At 63.7% G+C, this 25383-nt stretch carries 26 protein-coding genes, 2 tRNA genes and 1 pseudogene; 19 read left to right on the top strand and 10 right to left on the bottom strand.

Annotation, left to right across the window (positions count from 1 at the left end; all coding sequences use genetic code 11):
* The 6 genes and pseudogenes from pdxY (QYQ98_RS03385) to QYQ98_RS03360 all read left to right on the top strand — a co-directional run bounded on the left by pdxY (QYQ98_RS03385) (position 1) and on the right by QYQ98_RS03360 (position 5203).
* On the top strand, positions 1-852 hold the full coding sequence (gene pdxY, locus QYQ98_RS03385) for a pyridoxal kinase PdxY (protein ID WP_302007356.1): 852 nt from the start codon (positions 1-3) through the stop codon (positions 850-852).
* Positions 849-1658, top strand: a pseudogene (pdxY, locus tag QYQ98_RS03380) (pyridoxal kinase); the annotation flags it as partial. The gene pdxY (QYQ98_RS03385) and the pseudogene pdxY (QYQ98_RS03380), both read left to right, overlap by 4 nt.
* Before the next feature lie 27 nt (positions 1659-1685).
* Positions 1686-2636: a GTPase Era gene (era, locus tag QYQ98_RS03375; RefSeq protein WP_302007659.1), complete on the top strand. Its 951-nt coding sequence runs from the start codon at positions 1686-1688 to the stop codon at positions 2634-2636.
* Position 2637: 1 nt separating this feature from the next.
* A complete protein-coding gene (gene recO, locus QYQ98_RS03370; protein WP_302007355.1) occupies positions 2638-3375 on the top strand; it encodes a DNA repair protein RecO in 738 nt (245 codons plus the stop codon).
* Complete coding sequence (locus QYQ98_RS03365; RefSeq protein ID WP_302007657.1) at positions 3375-4115, top strand: isoprenyl transferase; 741 nt, start codon at positions 3375-3377, stop codon at positions 4113-4115. Before recO ends, QYQ98_RS03365 begins: the two co-directional genes overlap by 1 nt.
* On the top strand, positions 4112-5203 hold the full coding sequence (locus QYQ98_RS03360; protein WP_302007354.1) for a VIT1/CCC1 transporter family protein: 1092 nt from the start codon (positions 4112-4114) through the stop codon (positions 5201-5203). The genes QYQ98_RS03365 and QYQ98_RS03360 overlap by 4 nt, the downstream gene beginning before the upstream one ends.
* Here QYQ98_RS03360 and QYQ98_RS03355 read toward each other — a convergent pair.
* Positions 5200-5631 (bottom strand): Fur family transcriptional regulator, encoded by a 432-nt coding sequence (locus tag QYQ98_RS03355; protein ID WP_302007353.1) that lies wholly within the window; start codon positions 5629-5631, stop codon positions 5200-5202. The genes QYQ98_RS03360 and QYQ98_RS03355 overlap by 4 nt on opposite strands.
* A gap of 24 nt (positions 5632-5655) precedes the next feature.
* The gene (locus QYQ98_RS03350; protein WP_302007352.1) at positions 5656-6108 is read right to left on the bottom strand and encodes a helix-turn-helix transcriptional regulator; all 453 of its coding nucleotides are present in this window, start codon (positions 6106-6108) and stop codon (positions 5656-5658) included.
* A 272-nt stretch (positions 6109-6380) separates the two neighbouring features.
* On the opposite strand from QYQ98_RS03350, the gene QYQ98_RS03345 reads away from it, so the two are divergent.
* From QYQ98_RS03345 to QYQ98_RS03335, 3 genes are read left to right on the top strand one after another with little or no spacing between them, the layout of a single operon-like run.
* Positions 6381-7763 (top strand): glycine--tRNA ligase, encoded by a 1383-nt coding sequence (locus QYQ98_RS03345; RefSeq protein WP_302007351.1) that lies wholly within the window; start codon positions 6381-6383, stop codon positions 7761-7763.
* Between the two features lie 12 nt (positions 7764-7775).
* Entirely contained in the window at positions 7776-8294 is a 519-nt protein-coding gene (locus QYQ98_RS03340) for a hypothetical protein (protein WP_302007350.1), read from the top strand.
* A 20-nt stretch (positions 8295-8314) separates the two neighbouring features.
* Positions 8315-8755 carry a hypothetical protein gene (locus QYQ98_RS03335; protein WP_302007349.1) on the top strand — a complete coding sequence of 147 codons (441 nt, stop codon included), beginning with the start codon at positions 8315-8317 and terminating at the stop codon, positions 8753-8755.
* A gap of 6 nt (positions 8756-8761) precedes the next feature.
* On the opposite strand, the gene QYQ98_RS03330 is transcribed toward QYQ98_RS03335, so the two are convergent.
* On the bottom strand, positions 8762-10783 hold the full coding sequence (locus QYQ98_RS03330) for a TPM domain-containing protein (protein ID WP_302007348.1): 2022 nt from the start codon (positions 10781-10783) through the stop codon (positions 8762-8764).
* A 68-nt stretch (positions 10784-10851) separates the two neighbouring features.
* On the opposite strand from QYQ98_RS03330, the gene QYQ98_RS03325 reads away from it, so the two are divergent.
* Positions 10852-12117 carry a deoxyguanosinetriphosphate triphosphohydrolase gene (locus QYQ98_RS03325; RefSeq protein WP_302007347.1) on the top strand — a complete coding sequence of 422 codons (1266 nt, stop codon included), beginning with the start codon at positions 10852-10854 and terminating at the stop codon, positions 12115-12117.
* 14 nt (positions 12118-12131) lie between these two features.
* On the opposite strand, the gene QYQ98_RS03320 is transcribed toward QYQ98_RS03325, so the two are convergent.
* The 3 genes from QYQ98_RS03320 to QYQ98_RS03310 form a co-directional block, all read right to left on the bottom strand.
* Positions 12132-12953: a hypothetical protein gene (locus QYQ98_RS03320; protein ID WP_302007346.1), complete on the bottom strand. Its 822-nt coding sequence runs from the start codon at positions 12951-12953 to the stop codon at positions 12132-12134.
* 289 nt (positions 12954-13242) lie between these two features.
* On the bottom strand, positions 13243-13560 hold the full coding sequence (locus QYQ98_RS03315) for a hypothetical protein (protein ID WP_302007345.1): 318 nt from the start codon (positions 13558-13560) through the stop codon (positions 13243-13245).
* The gene (locus QYQ98_RS03310) at positions 13560-13973 is read right to left on the bottom strand and encodes a ribonuclease domain-containing protein (RefSeq protein WP_302007344.1); all 414 of its coding nucleotides are present in this window, start codon (positions 13971-13973) and stop codon (positions 13560-13562) included. Before QYQ98_RS03310 ends, QYQ98_RS03315 begins: the two co-directional genes overlap by 1 nt.
* 40 nt (positions 13974-14013) lie before the next feature.
* On the opposite strand from QYQ98_RS03310, the gene dnaG reads away from it, so the two are divergent.
* Positions 14014-15915 carry a DNA primase gene (dnaG, locus tag QYQ98_RS03305; RefSeq protein ID WP_302007343.1) on the top strand — a complete coding sequence of 634 codons (1902 nt, stop codon included), beginning with the start codon at positions 14014-14016 and terminating at the stop codon, positions 15913-15915.
* A gap of 268 nt (positions 15916-16183) precedes the next feature.
* On the top strand, positions 16184-16807 hold the full coding sequence (locus QYQ98_RS03300) for a MazG nucleotide pyrophosphohydrolase domain-containing protein (protein ID WP_302007342.1): 624 nt from the start codon (positions 16184-16186) through the stop codon (positions 16805-16807).
* 10 nt (positions 16808-16817) lie between these two features.
* Here QYQ98_RS03300 and QYQ98_RS03295 read toward each other — a convergent pair whose 3' ends face one another.
* Positions 16818-17258, bottom strand: a complete 441-nt coding sequence (locus tag QYQ98_RS03295) for a hypothetical protein (protein ID WP_302007341.1) — start codon at positions 17256-17258, stop codon at positions 16818-16820.
* A gap of 213 nt (positions 17259-17471) precedes the next feature.
* On the opposite strand from QYQ98_RS03295, the gene QYQ98_RS03290 reads away from it, so the two are divergent.
* The 5 genes from QYQ98_RS03290 to QYQ98_RS03270 all read left to right on the top strand — a co-directional run bounded on the left by QYQ98_RS03290 (position 17472) and on the right by QYQ98_RS03270 (position 21764).
* Positions 17472-18212 carry a lytic transglycosylase domain-containing protein gene (locus tag QYQ98_RS03290; protein WP_302007340.1) on the top strand — a complete coding sequence of 247 codons (741 nt, stop codon included), beginning with the start codon at positions 17472-17474 and terminating at the stop codon, positions 18210-18212.
* Positions 18213-18291: 79 nt separating this feature from the next.
* The gene (gene eno / locus QYQ98_RS03285) at positions 18292-19569 is read left to right on the top strand and encodes a phosphopyruvate hydratase (RefSeq protein WP_302007338.1); all 1278 of its coding nucleotides are present in this window, start codon (positions 18292-18294) and stop codon (positions 19567-19569) included.
* 59 nt (positions 19570-19628) lie between these two features.
* The gene (locus tag QYQ98_RS03280) at positions 19629-20255 is read left to right on the top strand and encodes a septum formation initiator family protein (protein WP_302007337.1); all 627 of its coding nucleotides are present in this window, start codon (positions 19629-19631) and stop codon (positions 20253-20255) included.
* A gap of 25 nt (positions 20256-20280) precedes the next feature.
* The gene (locus tag QYQ98_RS03275; protein ID WP_302007336.1) at positions 20281-20829 is read left to right on the top strand and encodes a DUF501 domain-containing protein; all 549 of its coding nucleotides are present in this window, start codon (positions 20281-20283) and stop codon (positions 20827-20829) included.
* A complete protein-coding gene (locus tag QYQ98_RS03270) occupies positions 20826-21764 on the top strand; it encodes a Ppx/GppA phosphatase family protein (RefSeq protein ID WP_302007335.1) in 939 nt (312 codons plus the stop codon). The genes QYQ98_RS03275 and QYQ98_RS03270 overlap by 4 nt, the downstream gene beginning before the upstream one ends.
* A gap of 15 nt (positions 21765-21779) precedes the next feature.
* Here QYQ98_RS03270 and QYQ98_RS03265 read toward each other — a convergent pair whose 3' ends face one another.
* Positions 21780-22052, bottom strand: coding sequence for a hypothetical protein (locus tag QYQ98_RS03265; protein ID WP_302007334.1), 273 nt, complete (start codon positions 22050-22052; stop codon positions 21780-21782).
* A 170-nt stretch (positions 22053-22222) separates the two neighbouring features.
* Between QYQ98_RS03265 and QYQ98_RS03260 the strand changes: the two genes are divergently transcribed.
* Positions 22223-22296 (top strand) — tRNA-Ile (locus QYQ98_RS03260).
* A 247-nt stretch (positions 22297-22543) separates the two neighbouring features.
* On the opposite strand, the gene QYQ98_RS03255 is transcribed toward QYQ98_RS03260, so the two are convergent.
* Both QYQ98_RS03255 and QYQ98_RS03250 read right to left on the bottom strand, forming a co-directional pair.
* Positions 22544-22616, bottom strand: a tRNA-Asn gene (locus QYQ98_RS03255).
* Positions 22617-22769: 153 nt separating this feature from the next.
* On the bottom strand, positions 22770-24407 hold the full coding sequence (locus tag QYQ98_RS03250; RefSeq protein ID WP_302007333.1) for an AbgT family transporter: 1638 nt from the start codon (positions 24405-24407) through the stop codon (positions 22770-22772).
* Positions 24408-24540: 133 nt separating this feature from the next.
* Here QYQ98_RS03250 and QYQ98_RS03245 point away from each other — a divergent pair, with 133 nt between their 5' ends.
* Complete coding sequence (locus QYQ98_RS03245; RefSeq protein WP_302007332.1) at positions 24541-25374, top strand: serine hydrolase; 834 nt, start codon at positions 24541-24543, stop codon at positions 25372-25374.
* The last annotated feature ends 9 nt before the right edge of the window (positions 25375-25383 follow it).

Raw genomic sequence — 25383 nt, 5'->3', positions numbered from 1 at the left:
ATGAAGAACATCCTTTCCATCCAGTCGGCGGTGGCATACGGCCATGTGGGCAATTCCGCGGCGGTCTTTCCGCTGCAGAGGATCGGACACGAGGTGTGGCCGGTTTACACCGTGAATTTCTCCAACCACACCGGCTACGGCGCGTGGAAAGGCCCGATGATCCCGGCTGAAGACGTGCGGGAGGTGATCGCGGGGATCGACGACCGCGGTGCGTTGAAAGAGGTTGATGTGGTGCTCTCCGGCTATTTGGGCGGCGACGACATTGCTGGGGTGGTTGTGGAGACAGTGGAAAAGGTGCGGGCTCAGAACCCTGCAGTGCTCTATGCGTGCGACCCGGTGATGGGCAATGCGAAGTCCGGGTGCCACGTGTCGGAGAATATTCCGCCGCTGCTCAGGGACGCCGTCGTGCCGGCAGCGGACATCATCACCCCGAACCAGTTCGAGCTAGGGTATTTGACGGAGAAGACCGCCACCGATCTGGAATCGACGGTGGAAGCCATTGAAGCGGCGCGAGCAATGGGGCCGAGCACCGTGCTGGTGACCTCGGTGGAGCGCCCCGACCAGCCGGACGAAACACTAGAAATGATCGCGGCTGATGAGCACGGGATGTGGATCGTGCAAACCCCGCGGCTTCCGTTCAAGCGCAACGGCTCCGGGGACGTCGCGTGCGCCTTGTTCACCGGGCACTACGCGGAAACAGGCGATGCAGCGGACGCTTTGGCCAAGACGGCGTCGAGCGTGTTCGACATGCTCGAGGCCACCTACGAGGAGAATGCGCCGGAGCTGTTGTTGGTCGAATCGCAGGACGCGTTCGCGCAGCCGCAGATGCAATTTGAGGTGCGCGCGCTGTGAATATCCTCTCGATCCAGTCGTCCGTCTCCTTCGGCCACGTGGGTAATTCCGGGGCAGTGTTTCCGATGCAGCGCCTCGGTCACGAGGTCTGGCCGGTGCACACAGTGAATTTTTCCAACCACACGGAGTACCCCTCGTGGCGCGGGCCCAAGATCGCCCCGAAGCATGTCGCGGATGTGCTGGACGGGATGAGTTTCGCGTACCCGCTTATCGACGTCGTCGTGACCGGCTATCTCGGCTCCCCCTCGCTGGCCTCCGTCATCGTCGAGGCGGTCGGGGAGATCAAGCGCGCCAACCCGGATGCTGAATGGGTGTGTGACCCGGTGATCGGCAACGCGAAGGTGGGCTCATTCGTCGACGACGACATTCCCGCCATTTTCAAAGACGAGATCATCCCGTTGGCCGACGCGATCTGCCCGAACCAGTGGGAGCTGGCACTGCTGACAGGCCGGGAGCTGAACAGCATTGAGGACACAATCTCCGCGGCCCGCTCGCTGAAAAGCAGAGCGCTGGTTACCAGCGTGGACACTGGGAACCCGGACACGATCGGGATGCTGGACATCTCCGAGGACTCTGCCTGGTACGTGGAGACACCACGGATCGGCGGCAATGTCGTCGGTGCGGGGGACCTCGCCGCCGCGATGTACACCGCGCTTATCGACGAAGCACCGGCCGACCGCCTCGAGCACATCGCCGGCACTCTCTACGGCATGGTCGTGGCGGCGCAGCAGACGCAGCGGCTGGACAACAGCTTCGCCGGGCTGCCACTGGTGGAGCGACAAGGCCTCATCGTGGAGCCGAAAGACAGTTTCAGTGCCGTACCATCAGCAGGCATGGACCACCTTTCCCAGTTCACCGACACCCCGGACGGCTTCCGGTCGGGCTTTGTCAGCTTCGTCGGCCGCCCGAACACAGGAAAGTCGACGCTGACGAATGCCTTGGTGGGCGAGAAGATCGCCATCATGGCGGACCAGCCCGAGACGACCCGCCACCCGATCCGCGGCATTGTGAACCGGGAGGACGCTCAGATCGTCGTCGTGGACACGCCCGGCCTGCACCGGCCACGCACGCTGCTCGGCGAGCGCCTCAACGAGGTGGTCAAGGACACCTTCGCCGATGTCGATGTGATCGGGTTGACCATTCCCGCGAACGAGAAGATCGGGCCGGGCGATCGCTGGATCCTCGACGCGGTGCGGCAGACCAAGCCGAACACCCCGATCGTGGGAATTGTGACCAAGCTCGACCGCGCCAGCAAGGATCAGGTCGGCGAGCAGCTCATGCGGCTTCACGAGCTGCTGGTTGAAACCACCGGCAACGAGAACGTAGACGTCGTGCCGGTATCGGCGACCGAGGGCGTGCAGCTGGATGTGTTGCTCGACGTTTTGGCATCCCACCTTCCGGAGGGGCCGCGGTTCTACCCCGAAGGCCACGTCACCGACGAGGATATGGAGACACGCATCGCGGAGCTGATCCGCGAGGAAGCTTTGCGTGGTTTGCGCGACGAGCTGCCGCACTCGGTGGCGGTGCAGATCGACGAGATGCTGCCGGAAACAGATGAGCGGGGCAACACACGAACCAAGATCTACGCAGTGCTCTACCTGGAACGCCCGGGGCAGAAGGCGATCATCGAGGGACGGGACGGCCGCCGCCTGAGTGGCATCGTCCAGCGCTCGCGCAAGCAAATCATGGAGCTCGTCGGCCAGAATGTGTACCTGGATCTGCGCATCAAGGTGTTAAAGAACTGGCAGTCGGACCCGAAGCACCTGGGGCGTCTCGGGTTCTAAAGTGGCGTCCAGACCCAGTTTCCGGGACCGCGCCTTTGTCGTGCGCACGTACGACTTCGGCGAAGCCGACCGTGTCGTGGTGCTGCTCACGCGCGACCACGGGCTGGTCCGGGCGGTGGCTAAAGGCGTGCGCAAGACCAAGAGCCGTTTCGGTTCCCGGGTGCAGCCATTCGTGGACATCGACGTGCAGCTCTACCCGGGGCGCAACTTGGCCACGATCACCCAGGTGGACACCGTGGCCTATTACGGCCGCGGGATCATCGAGGACTTCGACCGGTATACCGCAGCGTGCGCGGTGCTCGAGGCCGCGGAGAAACTCAGCTACACGGACGAGGCGGATTCTTTCCTGTTCGGGGAGGTGGGAACATCCTTGACGGAGCTGCAGGATGCGGAGTTCCCGACACTGATCCTCGATGCATTCATCCTCCGCGCCACCGCGCACGCCGGGTGGGGGTTGAGCTTGTTCGATTGTGCCCAGTGCGGCCGCCCAGGTCCGCACCACGCCTTCCACCCGGCGGTCGGCGGAGCGGCCTGCGTGCATTGCCGGCCGCCCGGGTCCTTCGACGTGGAAGAAGACACACTGCACATCATGTGGCTGCTTACCGGGGGATACCTCGGCGCCGCGCGGGACAAGCTCACCGAGACAACGGCGGCGCAGGTGCACCGCCTGTGCATTTCCCACCTGCAGTTCAATGTGGAGACGGCCGTGTCGTCGTTGAAGATCATGGAGCAGGCATAATAGGCCGAGTGAGCACTATCCCCGAGATTCCCCGCGAGTTCATCCCCCGCCACATCGCACTGGTCATGGACGGCAACGGCCGTTGGGCGCAGGAACGCGGCATGCCGCGGACCGAAGGCCACCGTGCCGGCGAAAAAGTGCTGATGAACATGGTGGACGCCTGCATCGAGCTCGGCGGCGTCGAATGGCTTTCTGCCTACACCTTCTCCACGGAGAACTGGCGGCGCCGCCCCGAAGAAGTGCGCTTCCTCATGGGGTTCTCCCGGGATGTCATGCGCGCGGAGCGGGACCAGCTGCACGAAAAGAATGTGCGCATCGTGTGGGTTGGTCGGCGCCCACGCCTGTGGCGTTCGGTGATCCGCGAGCTGGAGGCCGCAGAGGAGCTGACCAAGAACAACACGGGACTCACACTGGCCATGTGCATCAACTACGGCGGACGGGCGGAGATCGCCGATGCCGCCCGACGCATCGCCACCGCGGCGGCGAATGGGGAGGTGAAGCCGGGGCAGATCGATGAGGCGTCGATAAGCAACTGGCTCTACCGCCCAGACATGCCGGAAGTGGACCTGTTCTTGCGGCCGTCGGGTGAGCAGCGCACCTCCAACTTCCTGCTATGGCAGTCCGCGTACGCGGAAATGGTGTACCGCGATATCCTGTTCCCCGATTTCACCGCGGAGGACCTGTACGGCGCGGTGCTAGAATACGCGCGGCGCGACCGCCGGTTCGGAGGAGTGAAATGACGGACACGACTGCTCAACAACCCACCCGCAGCCGGATCCGCAAATGGCGGCAGTACCTAGCCAACGAACGTGCAGAGGCCGCCACCTACCGCGAGCTGGCTAAGAAACGGGAAGGCGACGAGCGGGAAATCCTCGAAGAAATCGCCGATGCTGAATCGCGCCACGAGAAATACTGGCGCGAGAAACTCGGCCCCGAGGTGGGCATGCCCATCAAGCCGGACCTGCACACGCGCTTCATGGCTTTCCTCGCGCGAAATGTCTCGCCCGTCTTCGCGCTGGCGCTGATGCAGACCTCCGAGCAGCGCTCCCCGTACCTTGAGGACGAGGATGCCCCGGACGAAATCGCGGCCGACGAGGCGATGCATGCGGAAGTGGTCCGAGCGCTCGCCGCGCAGGGCCGCGAGAAGCTTTCCGGTTCTTTCCGCGCGGCCGTGTTCGGCGCGAACGACGGCTTGGTGTCCAACATTGCGCTGGTGCTCGGAGTGATGGGCTCGGGCGTGTCCTCAAATTTCATCCTTCTCACGGGTATCTCCGGCCTACTCGCCGGCGCGCTGTCGATGGCGGCGGGGGAGTATGTCTCGGTGAAATCCCAGGCCGAGCTTCTCGACGCATCGACGCCCGCCCCCGAAGCCCGCGACCTGCTACCGATGCTGGATATGGACCAGAATGAGCTCGCTCTGGTCTACCGGGCCCGCGGAATGAGCGCCGAGGAGGCGGACACGCAGGCGAAGAACGTGTTCTGGTCCCTGATGACCGGCCACCAGCACCATCATGTGGAGGACGGGCTGGAGCCGGGGGACACCGACTCCAGTGGCGCATGGTCCGCTGCAATCGCCTCATTCATCTTCTTTGCCACGGGTGCATTCGTCCCAATCATCCCGTTTCTCTTCGGGGCCGGCCCGACGGTAGGGGCGGTCGTGGCGCTGGTGCTGGTGTCGGGGGCGTTGCTGATCACCGGTGGCATCACCGGTCTGCTGTCCGGCAAGAAGCCGGCATTGCGCGCATTCCGCCAGCTTGCGATAGGCCTAGCCGCGGCATTGGTGACGTATGCGCTGGGCGCCGTATTCGGCGCGGTGGTGGGCGCTTAAGCGTTCTGCTGGCAGTTCTCGCACACGCCGAAGATCTCCGCGTCGTGCCCGCTGAGCTCGAAGCCGTAGTTCTCGGCGGTCTCTTTCGCCCACTGTTCGACCGGGCCACCTTCGATCTCCTCGCTGCGGCCGCAGTTGGTGCACACCAAGTGGTGGTGGTGCCGGTCGGTCAGGCAGTGGCGGTAGAGAGTCTCGCCGGTGTCGGAATTCAACGCGTCGACGGCACCCACCTCAGTCAGTGTTTGCAGGGTGCGGTAGACCGTGGTCAGGCCGACTTTTTGCCCGCGGTCGCACAGTTCCCGGTGGATTGATTGGGCGGAGGCGAACCGGTCAATGTCTTGCAGGACATCCACCACGGCGCTGCGTTGGCGTGTGTTGCGCGCGCCGATCTTCGGGGGAGCGTCCTTCTTGGCCGGCCGAGTAGTCATACCTTCTACCTTAGGGCCCGCCTTTTACATCGGTGGTGCCGGTGTGTTCGGAGTCAGGCCCGGATCACGTTCCGGGATGCTATCCGGCAGCGGGCCGAATGCCGCCGCGGAGCCTGTGCTCTCTGTCGCATCGATGAAGTCCGGGGTGCGTTGCCTACGTGCTGCCAGATCGTCATCCGCTTGGCGGGGGAGCGTGGACAGGGATTCGAGCGTGGCGATCACACCGGGTACAGCCAGGTGGTACACCACCTCCCTGCCAGAACGAGTGGCATCCACAAGACCGGCCTTCTTGAGCACGCGGAGGTGCTGGCTGACAAGGGGTTGGGATTTGTCCAACGAGTCCACCAGTTCGTGCACCACGTGGTCGCGCTCGCTCAGCAGCAACAGGATCCGCAGACGCAGAGGGGAATCGAGTGCACCGATGATTTCCGACGTCCGAGTCATCTTCTCCCCGGACCAGTTCGCGGGGTGGCTCATCCGGCATCCTTTCATTTCCGGGGCGCTGCACGTGGTGGGGCGTAACGGGTATACCCTTTCCGCGCCGGTTACGCAGAAGGTTTCAGATGAACTTCAAGTTTACTAATCCGGTGTCCTGGTTTGTAGCTCGCGTGCCCCATTTTTCTGATTCCGGCCGTTGAACCTGCGCTTTAGCGCAACGGCTACACTTGTCTGCGTTGCCTAACGTCGGCGAGGCGTTAGATGCGCCATTTAGCTGTTTCACCGAACTTTTCAGGAGAGTGGACTTACCCATGGCCTCGACCGTGATCGATACCGTTGTGAACCTGTGCAAGCGCCGCGGCCTGGTCTTCCCGGCCGGCGAGATTTACGGGGGTACCCGGTCCGCATGGGATTATGGTCCGCTGGGCGTGGAACTCAAGGAGAACCTCAAGCGCCAGTGGTGGAAGCACATGGTGCAGACCCGGAATGATGTCGTGGGTGTGGATACCTCCATCATTCTCCCGCCGCAGGTTTGGGTCGCTTCCGGCCACGTCGACGTGTTCACCGACCCGTTGGTGGAATCCCTGCACACCCACAAGCGCTACCGTGCGGACCACCTGCTGGAGGCCTACGAGGAGAAACATGGCCACCCGCCGGCAAACGGTCTGGCGGACATCAACGACCCGGAGACCGGCCAGCCCGGCAACTGGACCGAGCCGCGTGAGTTCTCCGGCCTGATGAAGACCTACCTGGGCCCCGTCGACGATAAAGAGGGTCTGCACTACATGCGCCCGGAGACGGCGCAGGGCATCTTCGTCGACTTCAAGAATGTGATGACGTCGTCGCGCATGAAGCCGCCGTTCGGCATCGCAAACACAGGCAAGTCCTTCCGCAACGAGATCACCCCGGGCAACTTCATCTTCCGCACCCGCGAGTTCGAGCAAATGGAGATGGAGTTTTTTGTCAAACCTGGCGAGGACGAGCAGTGGCACCAGTACTGGATCGACAACCGCCACCAGTGGTACATCGATCTGGGTATTAACCCGGACAACCTGCGACTGTACGAGCACCCGAAGGAAAAGCTGTCGCACTACTCGAAGCGCACGGTGGACATCGAGTATGCCTACGGTTTCCAGGGCTCCAAGTGGGGCGAGCTCGAGGGTGTGGCCAACCGCACCGACTATGACCTGAAGACGCACGCGGAGGCATCCGGCGAGGACCTGAGCTTCTTCGACCAAGAGTCGGGCGAGCGCTGGATTCCGTACTGCATCGAGCCGGCCGCCGGTCTGGGACGTGCGATGATGGCCTTTCTTATCGACGCCTACCACGAGGATGAGGCTCCGAACGCCAAGGGCGGGGTGGACACCCGCGTCGTGCTCAAACTCGACCGCCGTCTTGCGCCGGTGAAAGTGGCCGTGCTGCCGCTGTCGAAGAAGCCGGAGCTGTCCGGCCCGGCGCAGGAGCTCGCGGACACGCTGCGCCAGCACTGGAATGTCGATTACGACACCTCGGGTGCGATCGGACGCCGCTACCGCCGCCAGGATGAGATCGGTACCCCGTTCTGCGTCACCTACGACTTCGACTCTCTCGAGGACCAGGCGGTGACGGTGCGCGAGCGCGACACCATGGAGCAGGAGCGCGTGAAGCTCGATGAGCTGGAGTCCTACCTGGCCGCGCGCCTGATCGGCTGCTAGGAGCTGGGGCTCATGCATTACGTCAGTTGGGATCGCGCGGACCGTGAGGCACCCGTTCTGCTCGCAGAGGGAGGCCCGGACGCGCTGGCGAAGTTCACGCACGATCGCGCCGAGCTCATCTCTGGCGAGGTGTGGGACCTGGTGACCACCCCGGAAGGCGGCGCTGTGGCGACGCAGGGCGGCCGCGAAGTGGTCCGCGTCAACGGTTCGCTGCGTCGCGACAAGCAGATCCCGGTCACGGTGGATGAGCGGCAGTACGTGATGGTTGCGGAGACCTCCAAGAACTGGATCATCGACGGTGCCGCGGGGCAGAAGGTAGGGCAGTTCACCTCTGACCACAACGGGGTGCGCCGCGCCATCCTAGAATTCGAGGGGGAAACCGATCTGGCACCCGTGGACATTGTCGCGCTCGCGTGGGCCAGTCGGCTCGTGCTCGAAGCGCGCAAGATGACCAATTCGACGGCGCTCATCGCCTTCTTGGTGCTGCTCAGCGTCTTCATTGTCGTCGTGTGGTTCGTCGCACCCCAGTAAGAACAGCAAGCACAGCAACAATGGGGGACAGGCACATGATCAGCGCGGTGTGGTACGGGGCGACGCTTCTCGCCGACGACACCGTCGTCGCGGCCGTCACGGCGGATAATCAGCTCACCGTCGACGGGAAGGTCATCGAGGTCTCCCACACAGCAGGGGCGCTGCGCTGGGAAGTCAGGGGAACATCCGGCGAGGAGCCCTTCCAGATACGTATGCGCGGATTGAACACGGGCACGCTCACCGCGCGGTGCGGATCGCGGCGCTACCGCGCGCAGAGGGACAGCACCTTCAGCCAGTCGCGCACCATCGTCGACGACGGCGTCGTTGTCGCGCGCACATCGCCTCGCAGAGGCACGGAATTGCACGTCGAGCTTTTCGACGGTGCACCTTTGCCCGACCTGGTCTTCATCACCTGGGCGCTGACCCTGATGGACACGCCCGGGCGCGCCACCAGGATCTAGCACGGGCTAGAAGCTTCCGCCGCGGCCGCCCATTCCGCCGGCGAAGCCTCCTCCGCCACCGCTAAAGCCGCCACCGCCGCCTCCACCGAAGCCGCCGCCGTATCCGCCACCGAAGCCGCCACCTCCGGAGAGCAGGGAGCCCCAGATGATCGCGCTGGCCATGTTGTTCATGGAGTGGGAGGTCTGACGGCGGCGGTAGTTATCGATGTCGTTCTCCGCAGCCTGCGCCGCCCGGCGGGCGGTGTTCGTGGCCTCCCGGGCGTACTCGATCGCGCCGCGGGTGTCCTTGATGCGGCGGTTCTGTGCCTCCGCGAACTGGCGGCCGGATTCGGCGAGCAAGCCGCGGGCGCGGGAGCCGATAATGCGGCCACGGGACTGGATGAGGTCCTGTGCACCTTGGATCTGGGCGGCAGCGACCTGCAGCTGCTGGTCGAGGAGCTGCAGTTGGCGCTTCTGGTCGCTGGCCACACCACGGGCTTTGTCGATCTCAGCATCGATGTCCGTGTCCAGCTGGGTCAACTCCATGAACAGCGCCAGAGGGTCGGTCTCTTCGCGGTTGCCCATGACACTCAGTTCCTGGCGGGCGCGGGAGGAGATGGAGTCGAGAGCGGAGACGTCGATACGCGCGCCGCGCTCACGCTCGGCCTTGAGATCCTCGATCTCCCGCAGCTCGTCCTTGATCTCCTGGATGAGGGCGGGCAGGTTCGTGCGCGCGGTCTGGATATTCGCGTCGGCGTGCTCGATGGCGTCCAAATTGTTGTCGGCGACCTCGACGGTGTGCTGGGCACCGCGGAGAATATCGACGAGTGCGCCTTGCTTGCCGGCCGGCTGTGCGGCGAGGCTGCGGGCTTGCTCCAGCTGCTTTTCCGCCTCGTCGATGGATTCGAGCGCGACGTCCACGTTGCGGCTGATGGATTCGAGGATTTGCTCAGAGTAGGTCGCGCGCAGGTCGTTCAACGTCGCGCGAGCGGGCTCGACGCGAGCGCGCAGGTCCACCGTGCGCTGGAAGATCGCATCGATCTCCTGGTCAGCCTTCATGAGAACGTTGCGCATGTTCTGGAATTCTTCGCTCTTGCTGTTGAGCGCCTCTTCCGCCTGGCCGCAGGAGGAAATGATGTCGATGAGCATGGCGCGCTTTTCCGGCTCTGTCTCCGGGATGGCGTCGTAGAGACGGTGGTGAATGTTGAATGCGCGCTGCAGGGCGGAGGTGGCCTGGTTCATCGCGGACGTGAACGGGCGCACGCGCTCGGCGCCGAATTCCTCAGTGGCGACCTTCAACTCTTCCTTGCCCACGCGGATCGACTCGTCGGTGTGGACGAGCGTGTCCTGGGCGAGCTGCTCCAGCGTCGGCGTGGGCAGACGGCCAAGCGAATCGGTGTCGCCGGGGCTGAGCTCGCGCGCGGAGGCGAGCTGCTTTTGGTCCGCCTTCTTGTTCTTGTTGCGGCCGTAGAGCCAGAAGCCGCCGCCAGCAAGTGCCGCGGCGCCGAGACCACCAGCCACGATCGCGGCGCCCTCGCCGTCAGTGGAGCCGTTGACGGCGTTAATGGCGTCCAGGCCCGCCGCGCCGTAGTTCTTCTGCGCCAGCTGGGAGTAGGCGGAGTTGTACATTGAGTCGATCGCGGAAGAGCTCCACTGGGAGCCACCGTTCACGTTGAACTTGCCGTCGCCCGGTGAAATAGCGATCACCGCGGTGTTCGGCCCCTTCTCCGTGACGGCCTCGCGTACCCACGCGGCCGGGTCGTCGTCGCCGAAGGTGTCCAGATACACCACGTAGGCGTTGAGCTGCTTCGACTGTTGCAGCTGCACGATCGCGTCCTCGATCTGCGACTTTTCTCCCCCGGAGAGTACGCCGGCGTCGTCGGTGACCTTGTCCCTCAGGCCGGTCGGTGCGACGGACGCGCCGGTGGCTGCCGGGGCCTGAGCCTGCACAGCATCGACGGCGGCGAGCGTCAGAGGTGCGGCGGATAGAGCAATGCCGCCGGCAAGGGCAGGGGCGGCGAGAGCAATACGGAGGTAACGCGAAGTCATGCCCACTAGGGTACCGCGCGCGTGGTGCCCGTGGACGGGCATATTTCCCGATTAGGCTCGGTGGCGCTATGACGTACCAGTATGATCCGGTGGACCTGGCCCGCCGCGCGGCGGAGCCGGAGAAGGGCTCGCAGCTCGCGAGCATGGAGGAGCACCGCGACGCGTTCGCGCGCGACAGGGCCCGCGTGCTGCACTCTGCCGCCTTGCGCCGTTTGGCCGACAAGACCCAGGTGGTGGGCCCGCGCGACGGGGATACTCCGCGCACCCGCCTGACGCACTCGCTGGAGGTCGCCCAGATCTCCCGCAGCATCGGCGTGGGGCTCGGGCTCAACCCGGACCTGTGCGAGATGGCGGGGCTCACCCACGACATCGGGCACCCGCCGTACGGCCACAACGGGGAGGTGGCGCTCAACGAGCTCGCCGCAGGTTGCGGCGGCTTCGAGGGCAACGCGCAGACGCTGCGGATACTGGCCCGCCTGGAGCCGAAGGTGCTGGTGGACGGGCAGTCCTTCGGCCTCAATCTCACCCGTGCCGCGCTGGACGCCGCGTGCAAGTACCCGCGCACGCGCACGAACCCGGATGGCACCGTGAACCGCAAGTACGGAGCGTACGACGAGGACACCGACATTCTCGCCTGGCTGCGCGAAGGCCACACCGACGACCTCCCGCCGATGGAGGCGCAAGTCATGGACTGCTCCGACGACATCGCCTACAGCGTCCACGATGTCGAGGACGGCATTGTCTCCGGCCGCGTGGACCTCAAGGTTCTGTGGGATCTGGTGGAGCTCGCCGCGCTCGCCGCGAAAGGCGCGGCCGCATTCGGAGGCACGGCGGATGAGCTTATCGACGCCGCCGCCCGCCTCCGCTCCCTCCCCATCGTCTCCGCCGCCGCGGATTTCGACTTCTCGCTGACCGGTTACGTCACGTTGAAGAAGATGACTTCTGAACTGGTCGGCCGCTACGTCGGTGCAGTGATCGCCGCGACAGAGAAAGCGAACCCCGGGCCCGTCGGCCGCATGCACGGCCAGCTGGTCATCACGCCGGAAGCCGAGGCGGAAGTGCGTTTGCTCAAGACCGTGGCGGTGCTTTACGTGATGGACATGCCCGCCCACATCGCCCGCCAGGACCGGCAGCGCAACCGCATTGTTCGCGTCTACGACTACCTCACCGCCGGCGCGCCGGGCTCACTGGACACCATGTTTGCCGCCTGGTGGCACGAGGCCGATTCGGACGCTGCCCGCCAACGCGTGATCATCGACCAGATCGCCTCCATGACCGAGTCCCGTCTGGAGCGCACGGCGAAGAAGACCGCCTCCTTCGAGGGGTACCTCTAAGCGCAATCGCCTTTTCAGTACGAGAGATCGCGCCGCCGCTGGTGTCTCGCTCCCAGGACTTCGCTCACGAATTCCTCCGGGTCAGCTTCGATCTCCTCCGCAGTGAAATAGAGTTTGCGGAATCCGCGGGCGGCCACCCACCGTTCGCGCTTGCGCAGCCGTTGAGCGAGCTGTTTTTGTTCCGGGTCGGTTTCGAGCTGACGCATGAGCGGATCCTCGTCGACGGCGATGACAAGATCGTTACCGGCAAGGAGAATAGCGTGCCCCATCTCGTCGAGCTCGCAGTGCGTTCGAACGGAGACAAGCGAGTCATCCAGCAGCGCGTACGCCAGCAGATGCGGGAACGAGGTCAGTTCCGCCGCACGGTGGGGTAGTGAGATGGCCATCCGTCTCCGGTTCGGGTGCATCGGCCCCGCGAATTCCTCCGCATAGGAAGAAATCTCGTCTGCGCCCAGCCCGCGCTGGAGCAGCCACCCTGCAGCGAGCCACGCATTCGTGCGCTGCCCCATTCGGCACAGGTCCATGTACGTGCGCAGCGGATGCGTCACGCGCACGCCATCCAGCTCCACAATTTCATCCTCCCGGATCTTTGTGGATACGAATCGTACACCAGGAGGGAACTTGCTTTTCGACGGCTGATGCCCCGACGGCAGCGCCATCCCCACCATCCGATCCTTCGGCGCGATGAACCACATTCCCCATTGCGCCGCAGCCCACGGACCCATGAGCACGGCCTTGCGCGATTCCCGTGCAGCAACAGCGCCCCGCACGGTGAACTGCATTTTCGGGCTGAGTTTGCGGAACCATCTGGCCGGGATCGCGCTGGTCGGAGCCACAGAAATGAGGTTGGGGGACCGAGCGCCGGGATCCCTGCGTGAAACCTGAATTCGCTCGCGCAGGTAGTGTTCCCGGATTTCGTGAACGCCCTGATCAGCGAAGTGCACCCATGATTGATTTTCCCCCATGTCCCCTATCTACCGCGCTGGAGTTCAGGTTTCTCGCTGAAACCTGAACAATCGGCGCAGTTGCGCACTGAAATGTGCAATTCATTCAACATGAGCCTGATGAACGGGCGACGAGTTCAGGTTTTTGTTGACGGTCGCGTCGCGCCTAGGTCGTACTGGTTCAGCGCTGGCCGGATGTGAGCTGGACGCCCTCGAGGGCCAGGACGTCGAGCAATCTGTCGGCCACTTCCGTGGGAATGTGCCAATCCGTCACCACCAGGTGGTGCGCCTGGGTTTCGCGCAGGAGGTCGGCGAGGGCGTCAAGGTTGCGTGGGACGGGGCGTTCGTTGGGATTTGCGGGGCCGGTGAGCTGCGGGGAGGTGCGCTCTTCGGGGGCGTAGACGGCTGCGATGATGCCGGCGCCGAGGTCCTCGATGGAGCGGACGGGGCAGTCGATGACGATGGTGTTGGATGCACCGTCCATTTCTCGGCTGTCCATTACTGGACATCCATTTCACAGAAGGATTCGTAGTGGTCGTCTGTGTAGTAGTACACGTCCGGGTCGGTCGGGTTGCCGCCGCCGGTGACAATGCGGCGCTCGCCGCGGTGGTTCACCCCAGGAGTGGAAACGGTGTACTCCCGGTAATAGTTGGAATCCTCCTCCGGCAAAATGCTCTCGTAATTGCCAAAGTGCTTGCCGTCGTTGGAGGGGTGGCGGAAGGGGCCGGAGGAGTGGATTGCGTCGATAAGCTGTGTTGCTTCCGGCGGAACTGACGTGCACTCCTGGATCCCATCTGTGTCCTCGGGATCGTGGACGAGGGAATAGATCGTGGCTACGAGGGTGATGACCCCTATGATGAGGATCATGGGCAGAGCGACTGAATGGCTCGAACTGTCGCCGTCAGTAGACATGCGTTCATTTTAAGCACACCCGCGCGGTAGGATGTGCGCCATGGCAAGGGGCAGAATTCCGGATAGTGACATCGAGGCTATCCGCGAGCGCGCCAACCTCGCCGACATCGTGGGGGAGTACGTTCAACTCAAACCGGCCGGGCACGATTCCTTGAAGGGGCTCTCGCCGTTCAAGGACGAGAAAACGCCGTCGTTCCACGTCAGGCCCGCGCGCGGCTACTACCACTGCTTCTCCACAGGCAAGGGCGGCGATGTCTTCTCCTTCATGATGGAGATGGAACAGCTCAGTTTCCCCGAGGCGGTCGAGGCCGTTGCGGAAGAAATCGGCTACCACATCAATTACCAGGGCGGATCCACAGGCGCGCGCGACGTCAAACCCGGTACTCGCGCTCGCTTGATCGCCGCGAACAAGGCGGCCCACGAGTTCTACCGCGACCAGCTGGAGCAGCCCGAGGCGGAGGTCGGCCGCCGCTTCCTGCTAGACCGCGGGTTCAACCGCGAGATCATCCACCACTTCGAGTGCGGGTACGCGCCCGACGGGTGGGACACGCTGACGAAACACCTGTTGCGCAAAGGCTTCGACGTACAGGAGCTCGTCGACGCGGGCTTGTCCACCATGGGCCGCCGCGGCCCCATCGACAAATTCCGCCGGCGCCTTCTGTGGCCTATTAAAGACGTGGCCGGAAACGTCATCGGCTTCGGTGCCCGCAAGTTGTTCGACGATGACCAGATGGGCAAGTACATGAACACCGCGGACACGATGCTGTACCACAAGTCCAAGGTGCTCTTCGGTCTGGACCTGGCTAAGAAGAACATCGCCCAGGGGCATCAGTGCGTGGTGGTGGAGGGCTACACAGACGTGATGGCCATGCACGCTGCCGGTGTCACCACCGCCGTGGCCTCGTGCGGCACCGCCTTCGGCAAAGACCACCTGAGCATCATCCGGCGCCTCATGCTCGACGACAACTATTTCCGGGGCGAGTTGATTTACACCTTCGACGGCGATGAGGCGGGCCAGAAGGCGGCGATGCGCGCCTTCGAGGGCGATCAGCAGTTCACTGGCCAGTCTTTCGTGTCTGTCGCTCCGGACGGGATGGACCCGTGCGACCTGCGCATGGCTAAAGGCGACGGTGCCGTCCGCGACCTGGTGGCCAGCCGGGTTCCGATGTTCGAGTTCGTCATCGAGTCCCTTCTGCAGGACTATTCCTTAGACACCCCCGAAGGGCGTTTGCAGGCTTTGCGGCGCACCGTCCCCGTCGTCGCCCAGATCCGCGACACCCCCCTGCAGACCGAGTACGCCCGCCAGCTCGCTGGTTGGGTGGGGTGGCCCGACCCCAACGAGGTGATCCGGCAGGTCCGCCAGGAGGCGAAGAACCCCAAGCAAGCCAAGCGAACTGCGTGGGCGGACGCGACCGCCAAGTCCAACCAGCCCGCCCCCAACCAGCCCGCTTTCGAGCTGCCCAACCCCGACGACCCGCTGCTGTGGGCCCAGCGGGAGGCCCTCAAGGTGGCGTTGCAGTACCCGGACGCCGCCGGCAGCTACTTCGACGGCATCAACCCGGACGCCTTCACTCACCCTGCTTACCGTGCGGTCCGTGACGCGATGGGCAAAGCCGGCGGGACTGCCCACACCGGCGCCAACCAGTCCGCTAACAGCTGGATTTCTCACGTCTCCGACGAGATGCTCGACGCTGCTGGCCGCAATTTCGTCTCCGAGCTTGCCGTCGAGGACATCCTCGCCGAGGACCCCGCCGCGTACGCGGACTCCGTCCTCTCCCGGCTCCAGGAAGTCCGCGTGGGAAACCAGATCGCTCAGCTGAAATCCCAGCTGCAGCGCATGCGTCCCAGCGATGACGAGATGGCCTACAACGCCCTATTCTCCGACCTCGTTGCACTCGAGCAGGCCCGCCGGGAGCTCAACGACCGGGCGTTCCGCGGCTAGGCGGGGTTATCGGGACGACAGAACTACACGATTGATTTCCTTGCGGATTAACCGAAGACTGAATCTTCTTCAACGCCAATCCTTCATCGAAAGGAAGGCCAGAGGTCTGCCTGCGTTAAATCTCCGCGCCACTTCCGTTTGGAAGAACTCCGCTCGGCTTAGATGAACTCCGCTCGGCGCGCGAAACTTCTTTCCTAGATAAAGAGGAGGCATGGGGGAATGGTTCTCGGTAGCCAGCTTGCACACCCCTGACTCTAAAATTGGTTTCATGACCATCCTCGTCCTCGATGCCCGCTGGCCCGACATGATCCCGCTAGCCGCCGCCAACCTGGCTGGCCCGCTCATGTACACCGACGAGGTGCCTGTCTCCGTCCGCTGGAACTTGGGCGACCTGATCGCAGCGGATCCAACTGACCAGCCGGGGCCGGGAGCGCTCGTCACCACCGACCCGAACGACCCGGCCATCCGGACGCGCATCGCGGCGGGGGAGCGGGTCATCAAGGCCTCTTCGCTTTCCGACCCGTTCCTCCAAGCCCAGCAGGTCATGCGCGAAGCGCGAACCCGCGGGGAGTGGGAGATGGAGCAAACGCACGAGACGCTCATCGAGTACCTCGAGCAAGAGACACATGAGCTTATCGACGCAATCCGCAATCACCACCCCGACGAAGCCTTGAAGAAAGAACTCTCGGACCTTTTGCTGCAGATCCTCTTCCACGCCGAGATCGCATCGCGTCGTGGAGCCTTCGCATTCCCCGATGTCGCCCAAGCCTTCATCGACAAAATGAAAAATCGCGCCCCTTACCTTTTCGATGGCAGTACCGGCATCGTGGCCAAGCACGAGCAGGATCGACTGTGGGACGAAGGTAAGAAGCGCGAGACGGGCAGTGCCTAACCCGCTGCGTTTAGCGGGCGAGGAACTGGGAAGATAGCCCTTGGGCGACCGGTGCTAGATCGCGCAGTTCAGGGAGGCCAGCCTGCGACGAGAGTGTGGAGGCCAGGTCAATAGCCCGGGACTGCGGGGTGACCGGATCTGCTTTGACCACACCGCAGGCGAGAGCGCGGTCACCAACGGCGTTGATCGTCGGAGTAGCAACGAGGGTCAACGCAGCGTCGGCACCGAATTGCTTGTTCAACGTAGCGGTGAGCTGGGAATGGGTCGTGGTGGCGTCGACAAGCTTGGCGCCACGGAGAAGCGTACCGACGGCATTGCAGTCAGTGGTGGCGATGCCGCTGTTGAGTGCTCGCACGAGCTGGACGGTGTTGTTCTGTGCTCCGGCGTTGACTGCACCGGTCGTGGCGACGGCGGTGACTGCTAGAGCGATGGCAAGAGGACGAATGCGCATGGGGAGGGACCTTTCCGGACTAGTTTTCGGGGCGAATACTGATGCTACAGTTAATCTGTGTGAAGCATGTGGTTTAGATCGGGAATCTAGTGGGGGCGCGTGTCCCGCAAATGGGGCGCGGTAGAGTGATCGAACGTGACACCGCCACGAAACTCTCGCACCGCCCCGCGCCTCGCTGCCGGTTGTGGATGCGGGGCAGTACTAGCGGTAGTAATGGCAATCGTGCTGGTCATATCGCTGATCTTCTGGTTGTTCAGCATTTTCGATGCTCCCTTGAGCACACAAAACCGGGCTCCCGTTCCTGCCGATGTGCCCCCCGCCGCCGCTGCAAGCCCTCCGAGCATTGATGTGCACGGACCCGGCCGAACCTCTGATCTGCTCGCCGACTGGGTGGCCCCTATTTCTGAGTTGACGAACATTCCTCCCCAAGCCGTGCGCGCCTACGGCAACGCCGAACTCATCGCCCGCGAGGCATGGCCCGAATGCAATCTTCACTGGAATACTCTCGCCGGACTGGGGTGGGTGGAAACCCGCCACGGGACGTACACCGGGCGGATCGGCGCAGGAGCCCGACTCGACGAAGACGGCCGCGCGTCCCCGGCCATCATCGGCCCAGCTCTAAACGGCGACGGCTTCGCCCATGTGCCGGACACCGACGACGGTCAATACGACAACGATCCCGAATTCGACCGCGCCGTCGGCCCGATGCAGTTCATCCCCGAGTCTTGGGAGCGCTACGGCCGCGACGCGGACGGCGACGGCTACCCGGACCCGCAACAAATTGACGATGCTGCGCTGGGAGCCGCGAACCTGCTGTGCGCAAGCGGACGCAACCTCGACGCCCCCGAAGAGTGGCAGGCTGCGATCCTGGGATACAACCATTCGAACGACTACCTGATGAGGGTCCGCGACGCCGCCGCGAATTACGCGATAGGTCAATCCGCGCACCGGTGATAGGGACGCGGCGACCGCTCAGAGCGTTTTCTGGAACAATCGTGGGTGGAAAGCCAACTTCAATCAAAGGAGAACTTCAATGGCTGACATCATGTTGACGTACGCCCGCGAGATCCTGGATTCCCGCGGCAATCCCACCGTCGAAGTCGAGGTCTTCCTCGACGACGGTTCCCACGGCCTGGCCGCTGTGCCGTCCGGCGCATCCACCGGTGAGCACGAGGCGCACGAGCTGCGCGACGGCGACGACCGCTACGGCGGAAAAGGTGTGCGCAACGCCGTGCACAACGTCAACGAGACCATCGCCGACGCAATCGCAGGTATTGAGGCGGATGATCAGCGCGTGCTCGACGCGACCATGATCGAGCTTGACGGCTCCGACAACAAGAAGAACCTCGGTGCAAACGCTATTCTCGGTGTCTCCATGGCTGCAGCGAAGGCCGCGGCTGACTCCGCCGGCTTGCCGCTGTACCGCTACATCGGCGGCCCGAACGCGCACGTTCTGCCGGTGCCGATGATGAACATCCTCAACGGTGGCGCACACGCCGACTCCGGAGTCGATGTCCAAGAGTTCATGATCGCCCCGATCGGCGCAGAGACCTTCACCGAGGCGCTGCGCCAGGGCGCCGAGGTCTACCACGCGCTCAAGGCCGTGATCAAGGACAAGGGCCTATCCACCGGGCTTGGCGACGAAGGCGGTTTCGCCCCGTCCGTCGATTCCACCAAGGCCGCACTCGACCTGATCGTCGAGGCCATCGAGAAGGCCGGTTACACGCCGGGCGCCGACATCGCGCTGGCCCTGGACGTCGCATCGTCTGAGTTCTTCGAGAACGGCTCCTACAACTTCGAGGGCGGCCAGCACTCCGCCGAGGAGATGGCCAAGGTGTACTCCGACCTGGTGGAGAACTACCCGATCGTGTCCATCGAGGATCCGCTGGATGAGAACGACTGGGAGGGCTACACCAAGCTCACCGCGGAAATCGGCGACAAGGTCCAGATCGTCGGCGACGACTTTTTTGTCACCAACCCGGAGCGCCTCGCCCGCGGTATCGAGGAGAACGCGGCGAATGCCCTGCTGGTCAAGGTCAACCAAATCGGTACCCTGACCGAGACGTTCGACGCTGTCGAGCTCGCCCACCGCAACGGCTACCGCACGATGATGTCCCACCGCTCCGGCGAGACCGAGGACACCACCATCGCCGACCTGGCTGTCGCCCTGTCCTGCGGCCAAATCAAGACCGGCGCACCGGCACGTTCCGAGCGCGTGGCTAAGTACAACCGCCTCATCCGCATCGAGGAAGAGCTCGGCCCGGCAGCGGTCTACGCCGGCCGCGACGCTTTCCCGCGCTTCAACAAGTAGCTCGAAGTAGCGCGCCTCACGCCAGCGGATAGCGGGGCCACGTAAACTACACAGTCACTATGGCCACATCATCCGCACGCGGCGCACGCCGCAGCGACACCAGCCCCCAGCGCACCGGTACGTCCGGCGGCTCTGGGGGCTCGCGTCGTCGACCAACAACGGTCCCCGTGGCCAGCCGCGACGCAGCCCGCGCCGCGAAGAAGCAAAAACGCCCCCGCACGGACATGCTCAAAGGCGACATCGTCGGCGTCGCAGTTCTGATCACGGTCGTGCTCGTTGTACTCATCGCCATCGCCGTCCCGTTGCGCAACTACTACACGGGCAAAGCCGAAATCGCGCGCCTCCACGAGTCCATCGCGGCTAAAGAAGAAGAAAAAGCCAAGCTCGAACAGGACTTGGAGCGCTACAGCGACCCTGAGTACGCCAAGCAGGAAGCCCGCCGCCGTCTCGGCATGATCGAACCGGGGGAGACCGCTTGGCGCATCATCGATCCGCGCATGCAGGGCACCACCATCACCAGCGAGCACGCCGAGGACCCAGACGCGGACACACCGTGGAACCAGATTTTGTGGAACTCCCTGCGCGAGGTGCCTAAGGAAGAAGCAGAAGAAGAGCTCACGCCATCCGGGCCGGAGGAGCCCACCGATCCCGCCGATCCCACCAGGGAGATGCCGGAACAGCAGTAGCCGCGTCTGTGCGACAATGAGCGTCATGCAGACACCAACGGAGGAACAGCTCGCGATCGTCGAAAGGCAACTTGGCCGCACACCGCGCGGCGTGCTCGAGATCGCGTACACGACGCCAGACGGGCAACCGGCGGTAGTCACGACAGCGCCCAAGCTTGACGACGGCACACCGTTCCCCACCCTCTACTACCTCACCGACCCCCGCCTCACGGCGGAGGCGTCCCGCCTCGAGGTAGCCCAGGTGATGAAGTGGATGGAGGCCCGGTTGGCGACGGACGCGGAATTGAAAGCGGATTACGAGGCCGCTCACCGCCATTACTTGAATAAGCGGAACTCCATTGAAGATCTCGGCACTGACTTCTCGGGCGGCGGCATGCCCGACCGTGTGAAGTGTCTACACGTCCTTATTGCCTACGCCCTCGCCGAAGGCCCCGGACGCGTTCGCCTCGGAACGGAGGCCGTTGCGCTTGCGGCTGATCACGGTGGCCTACGTGGCACCGCCATCCCCGCCGACTGGCCCACTCTGGCGGATCTCGGAATCACCCTCGACGAAGCAGGGGAGGACCTGGCATGACCCGCGTGGCGGCCGTCGACTGCGGCACCAACTCGATCCGCTTGCTCATTCACGATTCTGCTGCCGGTGAAATCTGCCGTGACATGACCATCGTGCGCCTCGGCGAGGGAGTGGACGCCACGGGGCGCTTCACGCCGGAAGCTCTTGCGCGCACCCGCGATGCCCTGGCCGTATTTGTCGAGCGCATGGCGTCCGAGGGCGTCGAGGCCGTCCGCATGGTCGCGACGTCTGCGACCCGCGACGCCGCTAACCGGGACGAGTTCTTCGAGATGACCCGCGAACTCCTCGGCCGTGTCAAGGACAGCGCTGTGGCGGAGGTCATCTCCGGCGAGGAAGAGGCCGCGCTGTCCTTCCGCGGTGCCACCACTGACATCGACGATGACAGGGGGCCCTTCTGCGTCATCGACCTCGGCGGCGGATCGACCGAATTCATCGTGGGCAGCTCGGATGGCATTCTCGGTGCCCGCTCCACCCAGATGGGCTGCGTGCGCATCACGGAGCGTTTCATGCGCAGCGACCCGCCCACTGCGGAAGAGACCGATTCCGCGCGGGAGTACATCGACACCCAGATCCGCAAAGCACTGGAGACAGTGCCCCTCGGAAAAGCCGCGACCTTTGTCGGCTGCGCCGGCACCTTCACTACGTTGAGCGCTCTCGCTCAGAGGCTCAAGTCCTACGATCCGGAGGCGATCCACTGCTCCGAGATCAGCTTCGACGAGATGTGCGAGGTCACATCGAACCTTCGGGCGCAGACAGCCGCTCAGCGCCTCCAGAATCCCGTCATGCATGCCGGACGAGCCGATGTGATCGGTTCGGGCGCCACCGTCGTTGAGCAACTCATGGCCGCCATCGAGCGGGAAACCGCCGGCGCCGCCTCCTCCTTCGTCATCAGCGAGAAGGACATTCTCGACGGCATCGTGGCCGGTCTGCTCTAGTTCCGTCTAAGTCTCTTAATCCTGGTCGGGCTCGTAGATCGTGTTCTCGATCTCGCCGCCCTTCCCGCCACGTCCCCGGCGCAGGTCCTTGACTTCGCGCATCCGCGGATCGGGGTCGAGCTGGTTCGCGATCGTCTTCCGGGTCGAGCGAACCACCTGCCGCGTGAGCGGGGAGTTGACCACCTTTTGCGTGGTGTCCACGATCTGGTGGTAGCGCTTGCGGCCCGCCTTCGTGCCCATCACGTAACCAGCTGCCGCTCCAACCGCCAGTTGGGTTAAGCGTCCCATGGTGTGCGCCTCCTTGTCGTGCTCCGTGCCAGTACCTTTTCACCTTAGCGAACCCGCCTGCCCGCGGTCACTCGGGTGGATTGCAGTGTGCTCGTACCCCGCAGTTATACTTTGACGACGCGTCCGGTAACCGCTCGGCGACCACCCAGCGGCCACCGCGGACGCAGCGAGGGGCTATAGCTCAGTCGGTTAGAGCCGCGGACTCATAATCCGTTGGTCGCGGGTTCGAGCCCCGCTGGCCCCACATTTCTTCCTGGCGAAACTTACGTGGTTTTCCTGGCCCAGCTGTGAGCCCGCGTGGCGGACTGGGGCTGGGCCAGCGTGCGAAAACGTTCGCTAGGGGAGGTTCTTGTGTCCAGGGCCGGCAACCGCGCCTGGGCAGCACTCACTAGTACGCAGCGTGAGGCCGCCACCATTCCCACCGGAATGGTGCAAAGCCGAAAATACCCCGCGACCAGCTTGTACGCTAGTAGCGGGGTGAAACTAAATTGCTCCTCCAACTGGGCTCGAACCAGTGACCCTTCGATTAACAGTCGAATGCTCTGCCAACTGAGCTATGGAGGAATATCTGCGATAGCTTTGCGTGATTCTGGCGAACCAAGCGCTGCTGTGCAACGTGTTGATACTCTAGCGTCTCACTGAACTGGGTGACAAATCGGCAGCGCGTGGGCGGTTTTGCTGCCGATGTGGAGGCATGCAGCAGACGCGGGAACGTCCCTACACGTCGTAAGTCATCGGTGCCCCGGGGCCTAGCGGAATACCGAGGAAGTACCAGATGACGAAGAACAGGAACCAGCCCACGCACATGGCCATGGAGTAGGGCAGTGCGAGGGACATGAGGGTGCCCACACCGGCTTTCCTGTAGTACTTCTGCAGGAACGTCAGTGCGACAGCAAAGTACGGGGACATCGGGCTGATGATGTTGGAGGGGGAGTCACCGATACGGAAGAGCATTTGGGTGACTTCGGGGGCGATGCCGACGTACATCATCATCGGCACCACGACTGGTGCCATCAGGGCCCACTGGGCGGAGCCGGAGGTGACGAACAAGTTGATCAGGGCAACCATGAGCACGAAAGCCGCGAACAGGAGGACGTTCGGGAGGTTCCAGGCCTGGAGGAGCTCGGCGCCGCGGATCGCGGTCCAGGAGCCCAAATTGGACCACTGGAACCAGGCGAGGAACTGGGAGACGGCGAAGAAGAGCACCATCATCGGCAACAATGTTTCCAGGCCCTTGGCCATGAAGGCCGGGATGTCTGAGGCGGACTTCACGGTGCCGATGATCAGGCCGAAGACCAGGCCGCATAGGAAGAACGCAAGGGCGATCGGCACGGCGATGGCCTGGATGAGCGGGGATTGCATGAAGCCTTCGTCCGGTCGCGCGAAGGGGGAACCGGGGATGAACAGCAGGGCGAAGTAGACGGCCAAAAACGCCAGCAGCGCGACGCCGGACCAGATCAGCCCCTTTTGCTCCAAGGGGGACAGGGCGAGGTCGTCTTGTGAGGCGCCCTCAGAGTCAGTGTCAGAGTCCGAAGAAGCATCGGAGTCAGCGTCATCCGGCTCCGTGTCGTAGTCGAAGGCGAGTTCGGAGGTGTCGATGTGGTCGTCGTCGATAAGCTGCTTGGCTTTCTTGTCCACGTAAAACTCGGTGACGACCGTGATGATCAGCGACAGAACCACGGCAGACGGGATGACGAAGAAGATGTTGGCTAGAGGGGAGACAATATAGTTCTCGTCCACTAGCTGCGCCGCCGACGTGGAGATGCCGGCGAGCAGCAGGTCGGTGATGTTGAGGATCAGCGATGAATTGAAACCCGCGGACGATGCGGCGAACGCCACCATCGCGCCGACGATCGGGGAGCGGCCGACCGCGTAGAAGGCCATCGCGCCGAGCGGAATGATGATCACGTAGATCGCGTCAGACGCGACGGAGCCGGTCACGCCCGCGAGCGCCACCATGAAGGTGAGCATCTTCGGGCTGACGCGTACCACCATGCGGCGCACCAGCGCGGACAAAAGGCCGGCTTTTTCCGCGATGGCGACGCCGAGCATCACCGCGAGAATCACGCCGAGCGGCGGGAAGCTAATGAAATTCTCCACCGCGTCGGAGACCATCCGCGACAGATTCTCGCCCGTCAGGAGGTTCTCGACGTGGATTTCCTCGCCCGACGACGGGTCGACCGCACTCAGCCCCGCTCGGCTCGCCATCCACGACGACACCGCCACGACTCCCGAGAGGATCACGAATAGCCAGAACGGGTCCGGCAATTTATTGCCGATCTTCTCGATCCAGCCGAGGAATCCCGCCGACTCGCCCCTACTTTCCTTGCGCTTTGTTTCGGTTGTGGCGCTCATGGACGGCAGCTTACAGGCTCATCGCCCCCGATTTCCTCCCTTTCCCACCCCCAGCCCTGACCTTCTCGTTTTCGGTTTCCTTTGCTGTAGCACCTCCCTCAGCTTTAGTCGCTACCGCGCTAGGCTGACGGGCATGGAACTCGCCCCGCACCTTGAAAACTGGCCCGCCGACACCGTCGCCGCCGCGCTGATCGCCCCCGGCTCAGCCGATGAGACCGACACGTTCGGAGATCAGAAGCATGTCTTCGAGCTCGCCAGCGTGACCAAGCTCTTGTCCGCCTACGCTTTCCTCATGGCGGTGGAGGAAGGCGTCTTCGAGCTGGACACCCCCTGCGGGCCGGAAGGGTCCACCGTAAAGCATCTGCTGGCGCACGCCTCCGGCGTGGGATTCGACACCCGAGAGCCGCAGAAGCCCGCGGGGGAGCGCCGCATCTATTCGTCTGCCGGTTACGAGATCCTCGCCGAGCGCCTGGAAAACGAAACCGGCATGACATTCACCGACTACGCCGCCCAGGGAGTCTTCGAGCCCCTCGGCATGAGCTCGACCGAGATCTACGGTTCGGCGGGGCATGGGGGAAGGTCGAACGTCGATAATCTGCTCTCTTTTGCGCGCGAACTTCTCGCACCCACGCTGCTCGCGGAAACCACCGTCCGCCGGGCGTTCACCAATCAATTCGGCGATCTGCGCGGCATCGTGCCCGGCTACGGAATGCAGAAACCGTGCCACTGGGGCCTCGGTTTCGAAATCAAGGGCAGCAAAGACCCCCATTGGACTGGCGACGGGATGCCCGCCGACACCGTCGGCCACTTCGGCATGGCCGGCACATACCTGTGGCTCATCCCCACCTGGTCCGACTCGCCCGCCGCAGGCACCGCCATGGTCGCGCTCACCGACCGCCAATTCGGTGACTGGGCCAAACCGCTTTGGCACGACTCCAATACCCGCATCTTCAGCGAACTGGCTTAGCTACGATAC

Origin of the sequence: Corynebacterium sp. P3-F1, from assembly GCF_030503635.1 — a bacterium.
Taxonomy (GTDB): Bacteria; Actinomycetota; Actinomycetes; order Mycobacteriales; family Mycobacteriaceae; genus Corynebacterium.
Note: the sequence above shows the minus strand (reverse complement) of the source record. Positions and strands in the feature narration are given on the sequence as shown.